This is a genomic window from Achromobacter animicus (assembly GCF_902859585.1).
In the GTDB taxonomy this organism is placed as follows: Bacteria; Pseudomonadota; Gammaproteobacteria; order Burkholderiales; family Burkholderiaceae_B; genus Achromobacter; species Achromobacter animicus.
The window spans coordinates 15,968-31,268 of the sequence record NZ_CADIJM010000023.1; the positions used below are offsets into that span (position 1 = coordinate 15,968).

Sequence of the window (15,301 nt, forward strand, 5' to 3'; positions counted from 1 at the left end):
CCGCCATGCACGCCTTCGATCCCCGCACGACCGCGCTGGTCATCATCGATCTGCAGAACGACTTCCTGGCGCCGGGCGGCGCCTATGACCGCGGCGGCGCGGTCAGCCCGCAGGCCAGGGCCTTGCCGGCGCGCGTGGCGCCCGTGGCCCGCGCGTTGAAGGGGCAGGGCGGCTTCGTGGCCGCCAGCCAATTCACGCTGTGGCCCGACGCGCACGGCGAGCCCATGATCTCGCCGCACCTCAAGCAATTGCGCCCGTTCCTGCGCCGCGGCGACTTCGTGGCCGGTTCAGCAGGGCAGGCCAACGTGGCCGAGCTGGACGGGCTGGTCGACGTGTCGGTCTGGAAGGTCGCGTATTCGGCGTTCTTCAACACGCAGCTGGACTGGGTGCTGCGGCGCGCGGGCATTTCCAGCGTGGTGGTGGCAGGCATCGTCACCAACGGCGGCGTTGCCAGCACGGTGCGCGACGCCCACATGCGCGACTATCACGTGACGGTGCTGGCCGATGGCTGCGCCGCGCCCACGCCTGCGATGCACGAAGCTGCGCTGGCGGATCTGCGCACGGTGGCCGACGTGGTGACGTGCCAGGACGTGCTGGACAGGCTGAAGTCGTGAGTGCGCCAATCGTCAGCCGGGGCGTCGCGCCCGGCGCAGACGCCATGCACGTGCCGGTCGTCATCATCGGCGCGGGCGCCTGCGGCCTGACCGCCGCGCTGCGCCTGGCCAGCGCCGGCATCGAAACGGTGCTGATCGAACGCGATGCCGTGCCCAGCGGATCCACTGCACTGTCGTCGGGCTTCATTCCCGCGGCCGGTTCTGCCGTGCAGCGGGCAGCGGGCATCGAGGATGACGCGGCGCGCTTTGCCGCCGACATCCAGGCCAAGGCGCACGGCACGGCCTCACCTGAATTGGTGGCTGCCTACACCGGTGCGGCTGCCGCGGCCCTGGACGGGCTTGCCGCGCACGGCCTGCGCTTCGAAGTCCTGGACGGGTTCCTGTACCCCGGCCACACCGCGCGTCGCATGCACACGCTGCCCGAGCGCACCGGCGCGGCGCTGGTCGCGGCCCTGGAACGCGCCGCCACCGAGGCCGGCGCCTATCTGCTGACCCGCGCGCTGGCGCGCGAAATCTGGACGGACGACGCCGGCCGCGTGACCGCCGTCGGCTGCGAACGCCCGGACGGCTCGGTCGACGTGATCGGCTGCGATGTCCTGCTGCTGGCCTGCAACGGCTTTGGCGGCAACGCCGCGATGGTCGGCGAATACTTGCCCGCCATGCGCGAGGCCGTCTATGGCGGCCACGTCGGCAACGACGGCAGCGCCATCCAGTGGGGCACGCAGCTGGGCGCGCGCCTCGCGGACCTGGGCGGCTACCAGGGCCACGGCTCCTGGGCCACGCCGCAGGGCGCGCTGATTTCCTGGGCGGTGATGATGGACGGCGGCGTGCAGATCAACCGCGAGGGCCGCCGCTTTCACGACGAGACGCACGGTTATTCCGAGGCCGCGGTCCACGTGCTGGCGCAGCCGGATTCGGTGGCCTGGAATGTCTTTGACGACCGCACACTCGCCCTGGCGCGCGGCTTTCCCGACTTCGTGCAGGCCGAGGAAGGCCAGGCATTGAAGACGTGCGGCGACGTGGCGGCGCTGGCCGCGCTGATCGGTTGCGATCCGGACGTGCTGGGCCAGACGCTGGACGCGGTCCGTCCCGGCGCGCCGGACCCGCTGGGACGACGCTTCGAGCGCACGCTGCAGGCGCCGTACCACGCGATCAAGGTGACGGGCGCGCTCTTTCACACACAAGGCGGATTGGACATCGACGCGCAATGCCGCGTCCTGGACCACGCAGGCCGGGCGCTGCCCAACCTGCTGGCTGCGGGCGGGGCCGCCCGTGGCGTATCGGGCAACGACGTGTCGGGCTATCTGTCCGGCAACGGCTTGCTCAGCGCGGTGGCCGGCGGCCATATCGCCGCGGACACCGCGGCGGCGCTGCTCGGGCGCCGCCTGGATTAGGAAACCCAAGATGCAAACACAGAACCTGAAAGCGCAATTGGCGGCCGGCACGGTGCTGGCCCCCGGCGTCTACGACGCTTTGTCGGCGCTGGTGGCCGAGCAGGCGGGCTTTACCGCGCTGTACCTGTCGGGCGCGTCCATCGCCTACACGCGGCTCGGCCGCTCGGACATCGGGCTGACCACGTACACCGAAGTCGAAGACACGCTGGCCCGTATCGCCGAACGCGTGTCGGCCGCGGTGATCGTGGACGCGGACACGGGCTTCGGCAACGCGCTGAACACCCAGCGCACCGTGCGTGGCTTCGAGCGCGCGGGTGCCGCGATGATCCAGCTTGAGGACCAGACCTTTCCCAAGCGCTGCGGCCACCTGGACGGCAAGAACGTGATTCCCGCCGCTGAGATGTGCGGCAAGCTGCGCGCCGCCGTCGACGCGCGGGTCAACGCATCCACGCTTATCCTGGCGCGCACGGACGCGCTGGCCTCCGAAGGCCTGGACGCGGCGCTGGACCGCGCCGAGGCCTATCTTGAAGCCGGCGCGGACGCGCTCTTCATCGAGGCGCTGCGCACGCCGGAACAGATGCGCGCGGCGTGCGACCGCTTCGCAGCGCGTGTGCCGCTGCTGGCGAACATGGTGGAGGGCGGCAAGACCCCGGTGCAGGACGCGGGTGCGCTTGCCGCAGCGGGATTTCGCATCGTCATCTTCCCGGGCGGCACGGCGCGCGCGGTCGCGCACACGCTGCAGGGCTACTACGGCAGCCTGCGCGAGCACGGCACGACGGGGCCGTGGAAGGACAGGATGCTGGATTTCGATGGATTGAATGACGTGATCGGCACGCCGGAACTGCTGGAGCAGGGGCGGCGGTACGAGGGCTGAACCCGCTGGCTGCGGGGGCAGGGTTCCGGTATCGGATTGGTGCGAGCGGGTGTGGCAGTAGCGGGTCGCCGCGTGGGCAAAACGTCTGCGCAGCGGCCCAAATTCAGCAAGCTCGCCTCAACGCGGCGTGCGCTGGTGCGGCACGAGCGGCGGCACGGGCTGGCCGGCGATCAAATCCCAGAAGTCCGGCAGGAAGCACTCGGCCACGAGCAGCGGCTGGCCCTGGCGCCAGAACACCGAGCGCCGCGCCCAGATCCGGCCGGCCTGCAGCGCGCGTGCCTCCGGCGGAAGAACGTCCGAGGCGGTGGCATGGAACGGCACGGGCGAGGCCAGGCGGCGGCACGCGAACGGTGACCGGATGACCGTACTGTCGTGATACAGCATGTCGGCCAGCGGCCGGGTCAACAGGCGCCGCATCCCTTGCCAGGCGCCGTGCGACGCGGTCAGCGGCGTCAGGCTGCGCGCCGGCACGCTGTCCACGCCGTTCACATACATCAACACCTCGCGGATCCACACCGGTGAGCCCGGCGCAATGCGCATCGCACGCGCCTCGTCAGCCGGCGCGCCGTCGGCGTACTCGGCCAACACCCGCAGACGCACCTGGCCGACCTGGCGGAGACCAGCGGTAAGCGCGCCCGGCCGGAACAGCCAGTGGCGTTGGGCGGGGGACAGAATGGCCGGGGCTTGCGCCAGCCAGCCAGCGGCGAGAGGGGGGCGATGGGCTGCGGGTTGCTTCGTCATGGCTGCGTATTATGCCAAGCCCTGCCCGAAGGCCGTCTGCGTCGCAATGCCGCAGGGCAGGGGACGCTGGCCGTTCCGCGCTGGACGGCCGCACCGGCCGACTGCACTGGTCCTCTGCACTGGAGATCCGCACCGGCCGACCCGCATACAATACCGCCCATGGAAAAAGTACGTATCTCCAAGCTCATGTCCGAGCGCGGACTCTGTTCCCGCCGCGAGGCGGACAGCTATATCGAGCGCGGCTGGGTCCGCGTCGACGGCGTCGTCGTGTCCGAATTGGGCGCGCGGGCCTATCCCGACCAGGAAATCACGCTGGAGCGCGCCGCGCATGCGCGCCAGACTTCCCGCGTCACCATCCTCATCAACAAGCCCGTGGGCTATGTCTCCGGCCAGGCCGAAAAAGGCTACACGCCGGCCGTCGCCCTGATCGATTCCCGCTCCCGCTTCGCCAACGACCGCGCCCCGCAGCGCTTCGAACGCGCGCACCTCGAAGGCCTGGCCGTCGCTGGCCGCCTGGACATCGATTCGCAAGGACTCCTCGTCCTCACGCAGGACGGCCGGGTCGCCAAGCAGCTGATCGGTGAAGACTCCACGGTCGACAAGGAATATCTGGTCCGCGTTCAGGGCGAGCTGTCCGACAACGGCCTGGCCCTGCTGAACCACGGACTATCGCTGGACGGCAAACCGCTCAAGCGCGCGCAGGTGCGCTGGCAGAACCACGATCAACTGCGTTTCGTGCTGCGCGAAGGCAAAAAGCGCCAGATCCGCCGCATGTGCGAACTGGTGGGCCTGAAGGTGATCGGCCTGAAACGCGTACGCATCGGCCGCGTGGCGCTGGGCGATCTGCCGCTGGGGCAATGGCGCTATCTGCGCGACGACGAATCGTTCTGAGCTGGTGTCTGACACCGACAGCGAGACACCGCTCGCAGCATTGGTCACCTGACTCGACAACACTTGTCGGCTGCCGAAGGATTTTTCAGTCTGTTTCGATCTCAGCGGGATTTCATGAAACCGGGCGTATCCTTCGCTTGCCAGTGGCTGCCCAGGCGCTCCATCAGGAATTCGATGAAGATCCGCGTTTTGGCGGGCAGCAGCCGCGTCTCCGTGACCGCATGCACCGGAAACGGTCCCAACTGCCAATCGGGCAGCACGCGCTGCAACTGGCCTGACTGCTGTTCCGACATCTGACCGCCCACCAGCACCGCAATGCCCGCGCCCAGCATGGCCAGGCGCCGGGCCATGGCGACGCCGTTGACGGAAAACCGGTTGCCCGGCGTGAACTCGATGTGCTGCTCGCCGTTCGTAAGCGGCCAGCGCGTCACGCGGCCGGCGCCTTCCGCGCGGAACTCGATGCACTCGTGCCGGGTCAGGTCGCTGGGATGCCTCGGTTCACCGTGCTTTTCCAGGTAATCGCGCGAGGCATACAGGTAGGCAGGCAGCATGCCCAGCAGTCTTGCAATCTGGGTCGAATCAGGCAGGTCGCCGATTTCGATCGACACGTCGCAGGTCTGGAACACGCGAGACGCGTGGTCCGGGTTCGCGAGGTCCAGGAAAAACGTCACATCGGGATAGCGCCGGGAGAACTCCATGAACGACTCAGCCAGGAAATCCGTGCCGAAATCCGCAGGCATGTTGACCCGCAGCGGCCCGGTGGGCGTGTCGACCAGCTTCTGCAATTCTTCATGGGCGATCTGCGCTTCGGCCACGATGCGCTGGCAGCGCTCGAAATACAGTCGCCCGGCATCGGTCAGTTCCACCTTGCGCGTGGTGCGGCTGAGCAGCCGCAGCCCCACGGACCGCTCCAATTCGGCCACCTGGCGAGACAAGGTCGACTTGGGGACGCCCAGCGTTGCCGCAGCGCGGCTAAAACTGTGCGTTTTGGCGACCTCGACGAAGAGTTCCATTCCCTGTAGGCGTTTCATGGCGCGATTTTGTCACAGTGCGGATCGCACGATTGTCCCATAAATGGAATGATGTTTTCTCAACATGCCCCTTTGTTTCTAAAGCGGGATAACTCAGAATGCGAGTTCTGCAATGCAGCAATGCGATAAACGTCCAGCCTTGCGTGTTCTACGCGAATCCACCCAGGTCGAACGCCACGGACCGCGCCAAGACGGTCTGACGGGCTGATGTTCTTCGCAGAATCGCCCCAGGCAAAACGGCCTTTCACGGCTATCAGGCACGCGGCGCATGCGCGGCGTGGGGCTACCTTTATTGAAATCGGGAATGCAATCTATGAATAAGAAAAGCGCTATGTGGCGCGGTGCGGCCGTTGTCGCGCTGACGGCATCGGCCCTCACACTGGCCGCCTGCGGCAAGAAGCAAGAGGCGCCTCAGGGCGGCAAGCCGCAAGTGACGGTCGTCACATTGGCGACGCAGCCCGTTTCCCTGACTACCGAACTGCCCGGCCGCACCTCTGCGTTCCGCGTTGCCGAGGTCCGCCCGCAGGTCAACGGCATTGTCCAGAAGCGCCTCTTCACCGAGGGCGGCGAGGTCAAGGCGGGCGAACAGCTCTATCAGATCGATCCTGCCCTTTACCAAGCCAACGTCGACAGCCAGAAGGCCGCGCTGGCTCGCGCCCAGGCGCAGCAAAAGACCGCCGCCCTGCTGGCCGAGCGGTACAAGCCGCTGGTCGCCACCCGCGCGGTCAGCCAGCAGACCTACGACAACGCCGTCGCCTCGCGCGATCAGGCCGCCGCCGACGTGCTGTCGGCGAAGGCGGCGCTGGACACGGCCCGCATCAATCTCGTCTATACCAAGGTCTTGTCGCCGATCGACGGCATCATCGGCCGCTCGGCCGTGACTGAAGGCGCGCTCGTGACCGCCAACCAGACCAGCGCGCTTGCCGCGGTGCAGCAGATCGACCCCATCTACGTCGACGTCACGCAGTCCAGCGTGCAGCTCCTGCGCCTGCAGGACGCGCTGGCCACCGGCCAGCTCAAGAAGCTGGACGGCGAGCAGGCCGCGCAGGTCACGCTGACGCTGGAAGACGGCTCGCAATACAAAGAGGCCGGCAAGCTGCAGTTCTCCGAAGTGACCGTGGACCCGGGCACCGGCTCGATCACGCTGCGCGCCGTGTTCCCCAACCCCGACCGGCGTCTGTTGCCCGGCATGTTCGTGCGTGCGCGTCTGGCTGACGGCGTTGCCGCCGACGGCCTGCTGGTGCCGCAACGCGGCGTGACGCGCAATCAGCGCGGCCAGCCGACGGCGCTTGTCGTCAACGCCAAGAACCAGGTTGAACTGCGCGACCTGAAGACCGACCGCGCCATCGGCGACAAGTGGCTCGTCACCGACGGCCTGGCCGCCGGCGACCGCGTGATCGTGGAAGGCCTGCAGATGGTCCGCCCCGGCGTTGAAGTGGTTGCCACCGAAGCCGGCGCCAAGGCCCAGCCGCAAGCGGCCAATGCGCAGGGGGCGGCTGCCCCCGCCGCGCCGGCCAAGCAGTAATCAGGAGCCACGCATGGCAAAGTTTTTTATCGACAGGCCGGTTTTTGCCTGGGTGATCGCGATCGTGCTGATGCTGGCCGGCGCGCTGTCCATCCTGCAGCTTCCGGTCGCCCAGTACCCCAACATCGCGCCGCCCGCCATCGGCATCGCGGTGACCTACCCGGGCGCGTCCGCGCAGACCGTGCAGGACACCGTGGTGCAGGTGATCGAACAGCAGATGAACGGTCTTGACGGCCTGCAGTACATCTCGTCGGAAAGCAACTCCGACGGCAGCATGTCCATCACGCTGACCTTCAAGCAGGGCACCAACCCCGACACCGCGCAGGTGCAGGTCCAGAACAAGCTGGCGCTGGCGCAGCCGCTTCTGCCGCAGGAAGTGCAGCAGCAGGGCATCCGCGTCACCAAGGCCACGAAGAACTTCCTGATCGTGGCCGGCTTCGTGTCCACCGACGGCACGATGACCAAGGACGACCTGGCCGACTACGTCGCGTCGTACGTCCAGGATCCCATCAGCCGTACGCAGGGCGTGGGCGACTTCCAGCTTTTCGGCTCGCAGTACGCGATGCGGATCTGGCTGGATCCGGCCAAGCTCGTCAATTACGGGCTGACCACGGTCGACGTCACCACCGCCATCAAGGAACAGAACGTCCAGGTCTCGTCCGGGCAATTGGGCGGCCTGCCGTCCGTGCGCGGCCAGCAGCTCAACGCCACCATCATCGGACCGTCGCGCCTGCAGACGGCCGAGGACTTCGGCCAGATCTTGCTGAAGGTCAACTCCGACGGTTCGCAGGTGCGCCTGCGTGATGTCTCGCGCATCGAACTGGGCGGCCAGACCTACGCCATCGACAGCTTCTACAACGGCAACCCGGCCTCGGGCCTGGCGATCAAGCTGGCGCCGGGCGCCAACGCGCTGGACACGGCGCAGGCGGTGCGCGACACCATCAACAACCTCAAGCCGTATTTCCCGCCGGGCATGGACGTCGTCTATCCGTACGACACGACGCCGTTCGTCAGCCTGTCGATCCATGAAGTGTTCAAGACGCTGGTCGAAGCCATCATCCTGGTGTTCCTGGTGATGTATCTCTTCCTGCAGAACTTCCGCGCCACCATCATTCCCACGCTGGCCGTGCCGGTGGTGCTGCTGGGCACGTTCGGCGTGCTGGCGGCGTTCGGCTATTCCATCAACACCTTGACGATGTTCGGGATGGTGCTGGCCATCGGCCTGCTCGTTGACGACGCCATCGTGGTGGTCGAAAACGTCGAGCGGGTGATGGCCGAAGAGGGGCTCACGCCCAAGCAGGCCACACGCAAATCCATGAGCCAGATCACCGGCGCCCTGATCGGCATCGCGATGGTGCTGGCGGCCGTGTTCGTGCCGATGGCGTTCTTCGGCGGCTCCACGGGCGTGATCTACCGTCAGTTCTCGATCACGATCGTGTCCTCGATGGTGCTGTCCGTGATCGTCGCCATCGTGTTCACGCCGGCGCTTTGCGCGACGCTGCTCAAGCCCATTCCGAAGGGCCATCACGGCGCCAAGAAGGGCTTTTTCGGGTGGTTCAACCGCACGTTCGAGCGCAGCAGCAACGGTTACGCCAATACCGTCGCCCGCGGCCTGAACCGCACCAAACGCCTGATGGTCGTCTACCTGGCGCTGGTCATCGCGATGGGCTGGATGTTCACCCGCATCCCGACCGCGTTCCTGCCGGCCGAAGACCAGGGCATCCTGTTCGCCCAGATCCAGACGCCGGCCGGCGCCACCGCTGAAGCCACCAAGGCCGTCATCGACGACGCCACCAAGTACCTGCTGACCGAAGAAAAGGACGCCGTCACCTCGGTGTTCGCGGTCAACGGCTTCAACTTCGGCGGCCGCGGCCAGAACGCGTCCATCCTGTTCATCAAGCTGCGCGACTGGGAAGAGCGCGGCGACGCCAGCCTGAAGGCTGCCGCCGTGGCGGGGCGCGCCAACGCGCACTTCGCCAAGACGGAACGCCGCGCGCAACTGTTCGTCGTGCCGCCGCCTTCCGTCATGGAACTGGGCAACGTCACCGGCTTTGACTTCCAGCTGATGGACCGCGCCGGCGTGGGCCACGAGAAGCTGCTTGCCGCGCGCAACCAGCTGCTGGGCGAAGCCGCCCAGAGCCCGGTGCTGGCGGGCGTGCGTCCCAACGGCATCGAAGACGCGCCGCAGTACCAGCTGGACATCGACCGCGAAAAGGCGCGCGCCCTGGGCGTGGCCGTGTCGGACATCAACAGCACGCTCGCCACCGCATGGGGTTCGTCGTACGTCAACGACTTCATCGACCGCGGCCGCGTGAAGAAGGTGTTTGCGCAGGGCGAGGCATCCTCGCGCATGCTGCCGGAAGACCTGAACAAATGGTACGTGCGCAACAAGGATGGCGACATGGTCCCGTTCTCGGCGTTCTCCAGCGCAACGTGGAGCTTCGGCCCGCAGAAGCTGAACCGCTACAACGGTGTGCCGTCGTACAACATCCAGGGCCAGGCGGCGCCGGGCTACAGCTCTGGCGCAGCCATGGAAGAAATGGAACGCCTGGCGGCCAAGTTGCCGGTCGGCGTCGGCTTCGAATGGACCGGCCTGTCGTTCGAAGAACGCCTGTCCGGCGCCCAGGCGCCCGCGCTGTACGCGATCTCGCTCATCGTGGTGTTCCTGTGCCTGGCGGCGCTCTATGAAAGCTGGACCATTCCGTCCGCGGTCATGCTGGTGGTGCCGCTGGGGATCATCGGCGCGCTGTTGGCGACGCTGCTGCGTGGTCTGTCCAACGACGTGTTCTTCCAGGTGGGTCTCTTGACGACAATCGGGCTGGCGGCCAAAAACGCCATCCTGATCGTGGAGTTCGCCAAGGAGCACTATGAAGCGGGCGCCAGCCTGACCGAGTCGGCCATCCACGCCGCCCGTCAGCGTCTGCGTCCCATCCTGATGACGTCCCTGGCGTTCATCCTGGGCGTGACCCCGCTGGCGATTTCCAGCGGTGCGGGCTCGGGCAGCCAGAACGCCATCGGCACGGGCGTGATCGGCGGCATGCTGACCGGCACGTTCCTGGCCATCTTCTTCGTCCCGGCCTTCTTCGTCATCATGCTGCGCGTGTTCAAGGTCAAGCGCATGAGCGAAAACGTCGACAAGCACGACACCAGCGCCAAGGGGCCGCACGACGTGCCGGCGGAGGGTCAACCGTAATGAAACTCCAGATGAGAACCTTGCTGTCTGTATCCCTGGCGGCGGCCCTGGCGGGCTGCTCGCTGGCCCCCACGTACGAGCGTCCTGACGCGCCCATCGACGCCGCGTATCCCACGGGCGCCGCCTACAACGCGGCCCAGGTGGCCGCGCCGGGCGGCATGGCCGTGGCCGACATCGGCTGGCGCGACTTCTTCGGCGATCCGCTGCTGCAACAGCTGATCGAGCAGTCGCTCGTCAACAACCGCGACCTGCGGGTGGCGGCGCTGAACGTCGAGGCCGCGCGCGCGCAGTACCGCATCCAGCGCGCCGACCTGGCGCCCAGCATCGGCGTGGCGGGGCAGGGCTCTGCCCAGCGCACGCCGGCCGACCTGTCGCCCAGCGGCCAGGCCACCACCAGCCACAGCTATCAGGTGGGCGCTGCCATGTCCGCCTGGGAACTGGACCTCTTTGGCCGCATCCGCAGCCTGAGCGATCAGGCGTTGGAATCCTACCTGGCGCTGGACGAGACGCGCACGGCGACGCAGCTCACGCTGATCGCCGAGGTGGCGAATGCTTACCTGACGCTGCTCGCGGACCAGGAGCTGCTCAGCCTGACGCGCGACACGCTCAAGAGCCAGGAAGATTCCTACAACCTGACCAAGCAGAGCTACGACCAGGGCCTGTCCACGGCGCTGGACCTGAGCCAGGCCGAAGTCTCGCTGCGCACCGCCCAACGCAACCTGTCGCAATACACGCGCCAAGCCGCGCAGGACCGCAATGCGCTCGTGCTGCTGGTCGGTCAGCCGCTGTCGCCGCAGATGGCCACGGCGCTGGACAACGCAGTCAAACTGGACGACAGCATGCTGCCGACCACGCTGCCCGCCGGCCTGCCGTCCGACCTGCTGACCCGCCGCCCGGACATCCGCGCGGCAGAGCATCAGCTCAAGGGCGCCAACGCCAACATCGGCGCGGCGCGGGCGGCATTCTTCCCGACCATCAGCCTCACGGGTTCGGCCGGCACTGCCAGCGCCAGCCTGGGCGGCTTGTTCGATGGCGGTTCGGGGGCGTGGAGCTTCGTGCCTCAGATCACCGTGCCGATCTTCGCGGGCGGCTCGCTGCTGGCGGGGCTGGACCTGGCGAAGGTGCAGAAGAACATCCAGGTGGCGCAGTACGAGAAGTCGATCCAGACGGGTTTCCGCGAAGTCGCGGATGCGCTGGCCGGCCGCGGCACGCTGGACGAGCAGATCCAGGCCCAGCGCCTGCTGGTGGACGCCAACCAGCGCGCGTATGACGCGTCGGAGCAACGTTTCCGGCAGGGCATCGACGACTATCTGAGCGTGCTGGATTCGCAGCGCTCGCTCTATACCTCGCAGCAGGCGCTGGTCGACACGCGCCTGGCGCGTCTGACCAATCTGGTCACGCTGTACAAGGTGCTGGGCGGCGGGTGGACGGAACGCACGGCGGCGGCGCCTGCTGCGCCGGTCACGCCGGCGGGCTGACGCTACCAGGGGCGGCGCGCTTGGCGCCGCTTATGGGCTGCTTAACGGGCCATTCCTGGCGCCTGCAATGCAAAACGGGCCGATCTCGCGATCGGCCCGTTTTTCTTTGCGTGCAGGACGCAGACGTCAGGTGCGCTTCTTGGCGATCAGGCCCACCACGAACAGCACGATGATCGCGCCGACGACGGATCCGATCCAGCCAGCGGGTTCGCCGGGCTGGTACCACCCCAGCGACTGGCCCAGGAAGCCGGCAACGACGGCGCCGATGATGCCCAGAATGGTGGTCATGATGATCCCCATGTTCTGGTCCCCGGGCATGATGGCGCGGGCGATCAGACCCACGATGAACCCGACGATGATCATGATGATGATGCTCATGCGCGTACTCCTTACTAGGGAAAAGGGGGCGAAGTGGATTGATGATACCCACGGATACCCGCACCCCGTACGCCACCGTTGTAACAACTGGTGTGCGGACCTGCGCGCCGCGTCAGGAAGTCAGGTCGATGAGCTGGCGCACGTCCTTGGTCAGCGTCTCGATGCTGTCGGTGTCTGAGGCCAGCAGGCGCGCCTTGCCGTCCTTGTCGAAGATGTACACGCCGCGGCTGTGCGTCACCTCGTACATGTCGGCGTCGTCCCCGGGCCGGGGCTTTTCGATCTGGTAGGCCACGCGATAGCGGCGCGCCAGGTCAGCCACTTGCCGTTCGTTGCCCGTCACGCCAATGGCGTTGTTGTTGAAGGCGTTGACGTAGGCCTGCAGGATGTCCGGCGTGTCGCGGTGCGGGTCCACGCTGACGAACAGGATGCGCACGTCCTTGGCCTTGTCGCCCAGGTTCTGCAGCACCGCGGTCAGCTGCGCCATGGTCGTCGGGCAGATGTCCGGGCAACTGGCGTAGCCAAAAAACAGCAGCACCGTCTTGCCCTTCAGGTCGTCGCTGCTGACCGTCTTGCCGCCCGCGCCGGGCAGCGAGAACTTCAGGTCGGGCAGGTGGCCCTTGACGTTGTAAAGCGTCCAGTCCACGTTCCTGTCGCCGCAGGCGGCAAGAAACACACACAAGCTCAACAGCAGTCCGCGAAAGAAGCGGCCGGTAATCAGGTGTCGCATGGGTCCAGTAGCCGGAAGGGGGTAAACCTTTCGGATTCTACCTGCAGGATCTGAGGAGAGTGGCATACGGCCGCCATGCCTTGTGCACGCGCAAGTCCGGAGTAAAAAAACGGCCCGCGCGATGGCGGGCCGTCTTGGCAGGCGCGGCGTGCGACAGGCGTCAGGTGTCTGACACCGCCATCAGCTCGCCGTCATCCCGCTATGGCGCAGCAGCGCATCAATGCGCGGCGCGCGGCCGCGGAATGCGGCGAACGATTCGGCCGCCGGGCGCGAGCCGCCCACGGCCAGCACTTCGCGGCGGAAGCGCGCACCCGTCTCCGGATCCAGCGTGCCCAGCGCGTTGCCGGCCTGCCTGGCGGCGGCTTCCTCAAAGGCCTCGTAGGCATCCGCCGACAGCACTTCGGCCCACTTGTAGCTGTAATAGCCCGCGCCGTAGCCGCCCGCGAACAGGTGCGAGAAGGCGTGCGGCAGGCGATGCCATTCGGGCGGGAACAGCACGGCAACTTCCTTGCGCACTTCCTGCAACAGCGCCAGCACCTCGGAAATTGACGCGCCCTTGCTGCGGTCGTGCATCAGCATGTCGAACAGCGCGAATTCAATCTGGCGCACGGTCTGCATGCCGCTCTGGTAATTGCGGGCGGCGACCAGGCGGTCGTAGAGCGCGCGCGGCAGCGGCTCGCCGGTGTCCACGTGCGCCGACAGCTTCTGCACCACGGCCCATTCCCAGCAGAAGTTCTCCATGAATTGCGAGGGCAGTTCAATGGCGTCCCATTCCACGCTGGCAAACGCCGCGGCGCCGGGCTCGTCGACTTCGGACAGCAGCGCGTGCAGCGCGTGGCCGGTTTCGTGGAAGAGGGTGATGACGTCGTCGTGCGTCAGCACGGCCGGACGGTCGCCGTTGGGACGCGAGAAATTGCAGGTCAGGTACGCGATCGGCGTCTGCACCTTGCCGGCCACGACGCGGCGCGTGCGCTCGCTGTCGACCCAGGCGCCGTTCTGCTTGCCGGCGCGCGCGTACAGGTCCAGATAAAGGTGGCCGATCAGCGCGCCTTCGGGGCTTTCGACCCGCACGCCGCGCACGTCGCCGTGCCAGGACGACACGGGCGTTTCGGTCAGGCGTACGCCAAACAACGTCTGGATGACGTCAAACAGGCCCGCCAGCACGCGCGGTTCGGTGAAGTATTGCTTCACCTCGTCTTCGGAATACGCGTAGCGCGATTCACGCAGGCGTTCCGAGGCGTAGGCCACGTCCCAAGGCTGCAGGCTGTCCAGCCCCAGCTCGCCGGTGGCGTAGGCGGTAAGTTCCGCCAGATCCCGCTGCGCGTACGGTTTGGCGCGGGCGGCCAGATCGCGCAGGAACACGGTGACTTCCTTGGCGTCGCGGGCCATGCGCGTCTGCAGGCGCAGCGCGGCGAAGGTGCCCAGACCCAGCAGGCCCGATTCCTCGGCGCGCAGCGCCAGCAGTTCTTCGATCAGCGGCGAGTTGTCGAACTTGGCATCGCCCTGTTCGGACGCGACCGTGCCGTAGCCACGGTACAGCGCCTCGCGCAGCGAGCGGTCCTTCGCGTACTGCATGACGGGCAGGTAGCAGGGCATCTTCAGCGTGAGCTTCCAGCCGGCCTTGCCGTCTTCCTCGGCCGCGGCGCGGGCGGCGGCAATCACGTCCGCCGGAACGCCGGCCAGGCGGCTTTCGTCTTCAACGATCAGCGACCACGCATCGATGGAATCCAGCACGTTTTCAGAAAACTTCTGCGACGCCTGGGCCTCGCGGTCGGAAATCGCGGCATAGCGTTCGCGGTCGGCGCCTTGCAGTTCGACGCCGCTCAGGCGGAAATCGCGCAAGGCCATTTCGACGATGCGGCGGCGCACCGGCGGCCAGGACGCGAAGTCGGGTGCGGCAGCCAGCCGCTGGTATTGCTTGTACAGGCCTTCGTGCAGGCCGACCCAGGTCGAAAACTCGGTGACCAGCGGCAGGGCGGCGTTATAGGCCTCGCGCAGCTCGGGCGTGTTGACCACGGCATTCAGGTGGCCAGCCACCGACCAGGCGCGCCACAGGCGCTCGGACGCGGTGTCCAGGGGCTCGGCCACGGCTTCCCAGGTGGGCGCGAGCGCGGGGTCGGCGGCGTGGTCGACGGCCTTGCGGGCAATGCCCAGCAGTTCCTCGACGGCGGGAACGATATGCGCGGGTTTGACGGCCGCGTAATCGACCAGTTCGGACACGGGAGCGAGCAGGGGGTTCTGGGTCATGGTGTTACCGGCTTATGAGTGGCGGGCGGCGCGTCAGGCGCGCCGGCGAAGGCGATAAGGATCAGGTGAGGGCGATCGGTCTGAACGCAAGGCCTGACCAAGGGGATGGCGCCATGCCCGGCGGCGCCGAGGTCCGGATGGTGTTCGTCACCAATTCGCGGCAGGTGTCTGACACCCTTGAGACGCCCGTTCAATCTGAAGCGCATCT

The 15,301-nt window shown here is 67.2% G+C and carries 12 protein-coding genes; 7 read left to right on the plus strand and 5 right to left on the minus strand.

The features are described from left to right. The first annotated feature begins 5 nt into the window (after window positions 1-5). The 3 genes from HV681_RS26460 to HV681_RS26470 are packed head-to-tail and all read left to right on the plus strand — an operon-like array spanning window position 6 to window position 2,882. Complete coding sequence (locus tag HV681_RS26460; protein WP_175126072.1) at window positions 6-614, plus strand: cysteine hydrolase family protein; 609 nt, start codon at window positions 6-8, stop codon at window positions 612-614. Beyond that, a complete protein-coding gene (locus HV681_RS26465; protein WP_175126073.1) occupies window positions 611-2,008 on the plus strand; it encodes an FAD-dependent oxidoreductase in 1,398 nt (465 codons plus the stop codon). The genes HV681_RS26460 and HV681_RS26465 overlap by 4 nt, the downstream gene beginning before the upstream one ends. A 10-nt stretch (window positions 2,009-2,018) precedes the next feature. Next, on the plus strand, window positions 2,019-2,882 hold the full coding sequence (locus tag HV681_RS26470; protein WP_175126074.1) for an isocitrate lyase/PEP mutase family protein: 864 nt from the start codon (window positions 2,019-2,021) through the stop codon (window positions 2,880-2,882). A gap of 117 nt (window positions 2,883-2,999) precedes the next feature. On the opposite strand, the gene HV681_RS26475 is transcribed toward HV681_RS26470, so the two are convergent. Next, the gene (locus tag HV681_RS26475) at window positions 3,000-3,623 is read right to left on the minus strand and encodes a chorismate--pyruvate lyase family protein (protein ID WP_175126075.1); all 624 of its coding nucleotides are present in this window, start codon (window positions 3,621-3,623) and stop codon (window positions 3,000-3,002) included. A gap of 159 nt (window positions 3,624-3,782) precedes the next feature. On the opposite strand from HV681_RS26475, the gene HV681_RS26480 reads away from it, so the two are divergent. Continuing rightward, entirely contained in the window at window positions 3,783-4,514 is a 732-nt protein-coding gene (locus HV681_RS26480) for a pseudouridine synthase (RefSeq protein WP_175126076.1), read from the plus strand. A gap of 101 nt (window positions 4,515-4,615) precedes the next feature. Here the strand turns inward: HV681_RS26480 and HV681_RS26485 are convergent, their stop codons facing one another. Next, window positions 4,616-5,527 carry a LysR family transcriptional regulator gene (locus tag HV681_RS26485; protein ID WP_175126096.1) on the minus strand — a complete coding sequence of 304 codons (912 nt, stop codon included), beginning with the start codon at window positions 5,525-5,527 and terminating at the stop codon, window positions 4,616-4,618. Window positions 5,528-5,876: 349 nt separating this feature from the next. Here HV681_RS26485 and HV681_RS26490 point away from each other — a divergent pair, with 349 nt between their 5' ends. The 3 genes from HV681_RS26490 to adeC are packed head-to-tail and all read left to right on the plus strand — an operon-like array spanning window position 5,877 to window position 11,741. Continuing rightward, window positions 5,877-7,070 carry an efflux RND transporter periplasmic adaptor subunit gene (locus tag HV681_RS26490; protein ID WP_175126097.1) on the plus strand — a complete coding sequence of 398 codons (1,194 nt, stop codon included), beginning with the start codon at window positions 5,877-5,879 and terminating at the stop codon, window positions 7,068-7,070. 13 nt (window positions 7,071-7,083) lie between these two features. After that, the gene (locus tag HV681_RS26495) at window positions 7,084-10,263 is read left to right on the plus strand and encodes an efflux RND transporter permease subunit (protein WP_175126077.1); all 3,180 of its coding nucleotides are present in this window, start codon (window positions 7,084-7,086) and stop codon (window positions 10,261-10,263) included. Beyond that, on the plus strand, window positions 10,263-11,741 hold the full coding sequence (adeC, locus tag HV681_RS26500; protein WP_175126078.1) for an AdeC/AdeK/OprM family multidrug efflux complex outer membrane factor: 1,479 nt from the start codon (window positions 10,263-10,265) through the stop codon (window positions 11,739-11,741). Before HV681_RS26495 ends, adeC begins: the two co-directional genes overlap by 1 nt. Window positions 11,742-11,867: 126 nt before the next feature. Here adeC and HV681_RS26505 read toward each other — a convergent pair whose 3' ends face one another. From HV681_RS26505 to HV681_RS26515, 3 genes are all read right to left on the minus strand, one after another. Further along, window positions 11,868-12,119 carry a GlsB/YeaQ/YmgE family stress response membrane protein gene (locus HV681_RS26505; protein WP_008158223.1) on the minus strand — a complete coding sequence of 84 codons (252 nt, stop codon included), beginning with the start codon at window positions 12,117-12,119 and terminating at the stop codon, window positions 11,868-11,870. 112 nt (window positions 12,120-12,231) lie between these two features. Further along, window positions 12,232-12,846, minus strand: coding sequence for an SCO family protein (locus HV681_RS26510; protein ID WP_175126079.1), 615 nt, complete (start codon window positions 12,844-12,846; stop codon window positions 12,232-12,234). A gap of 180 nt (window positions 12,847-13,026) precedes the next feature. Further along, entirely contained in the window at window positions 13,027-15,093 is a 2,067-nt protein-coding gene (locus HV681_RS26515; RefSeq protein WP_175126080.1) for a M3 family metallopeptidase, read from the minus strand. Window positions 15,094-15,301 lie beyond the last annotated feature (208 nt).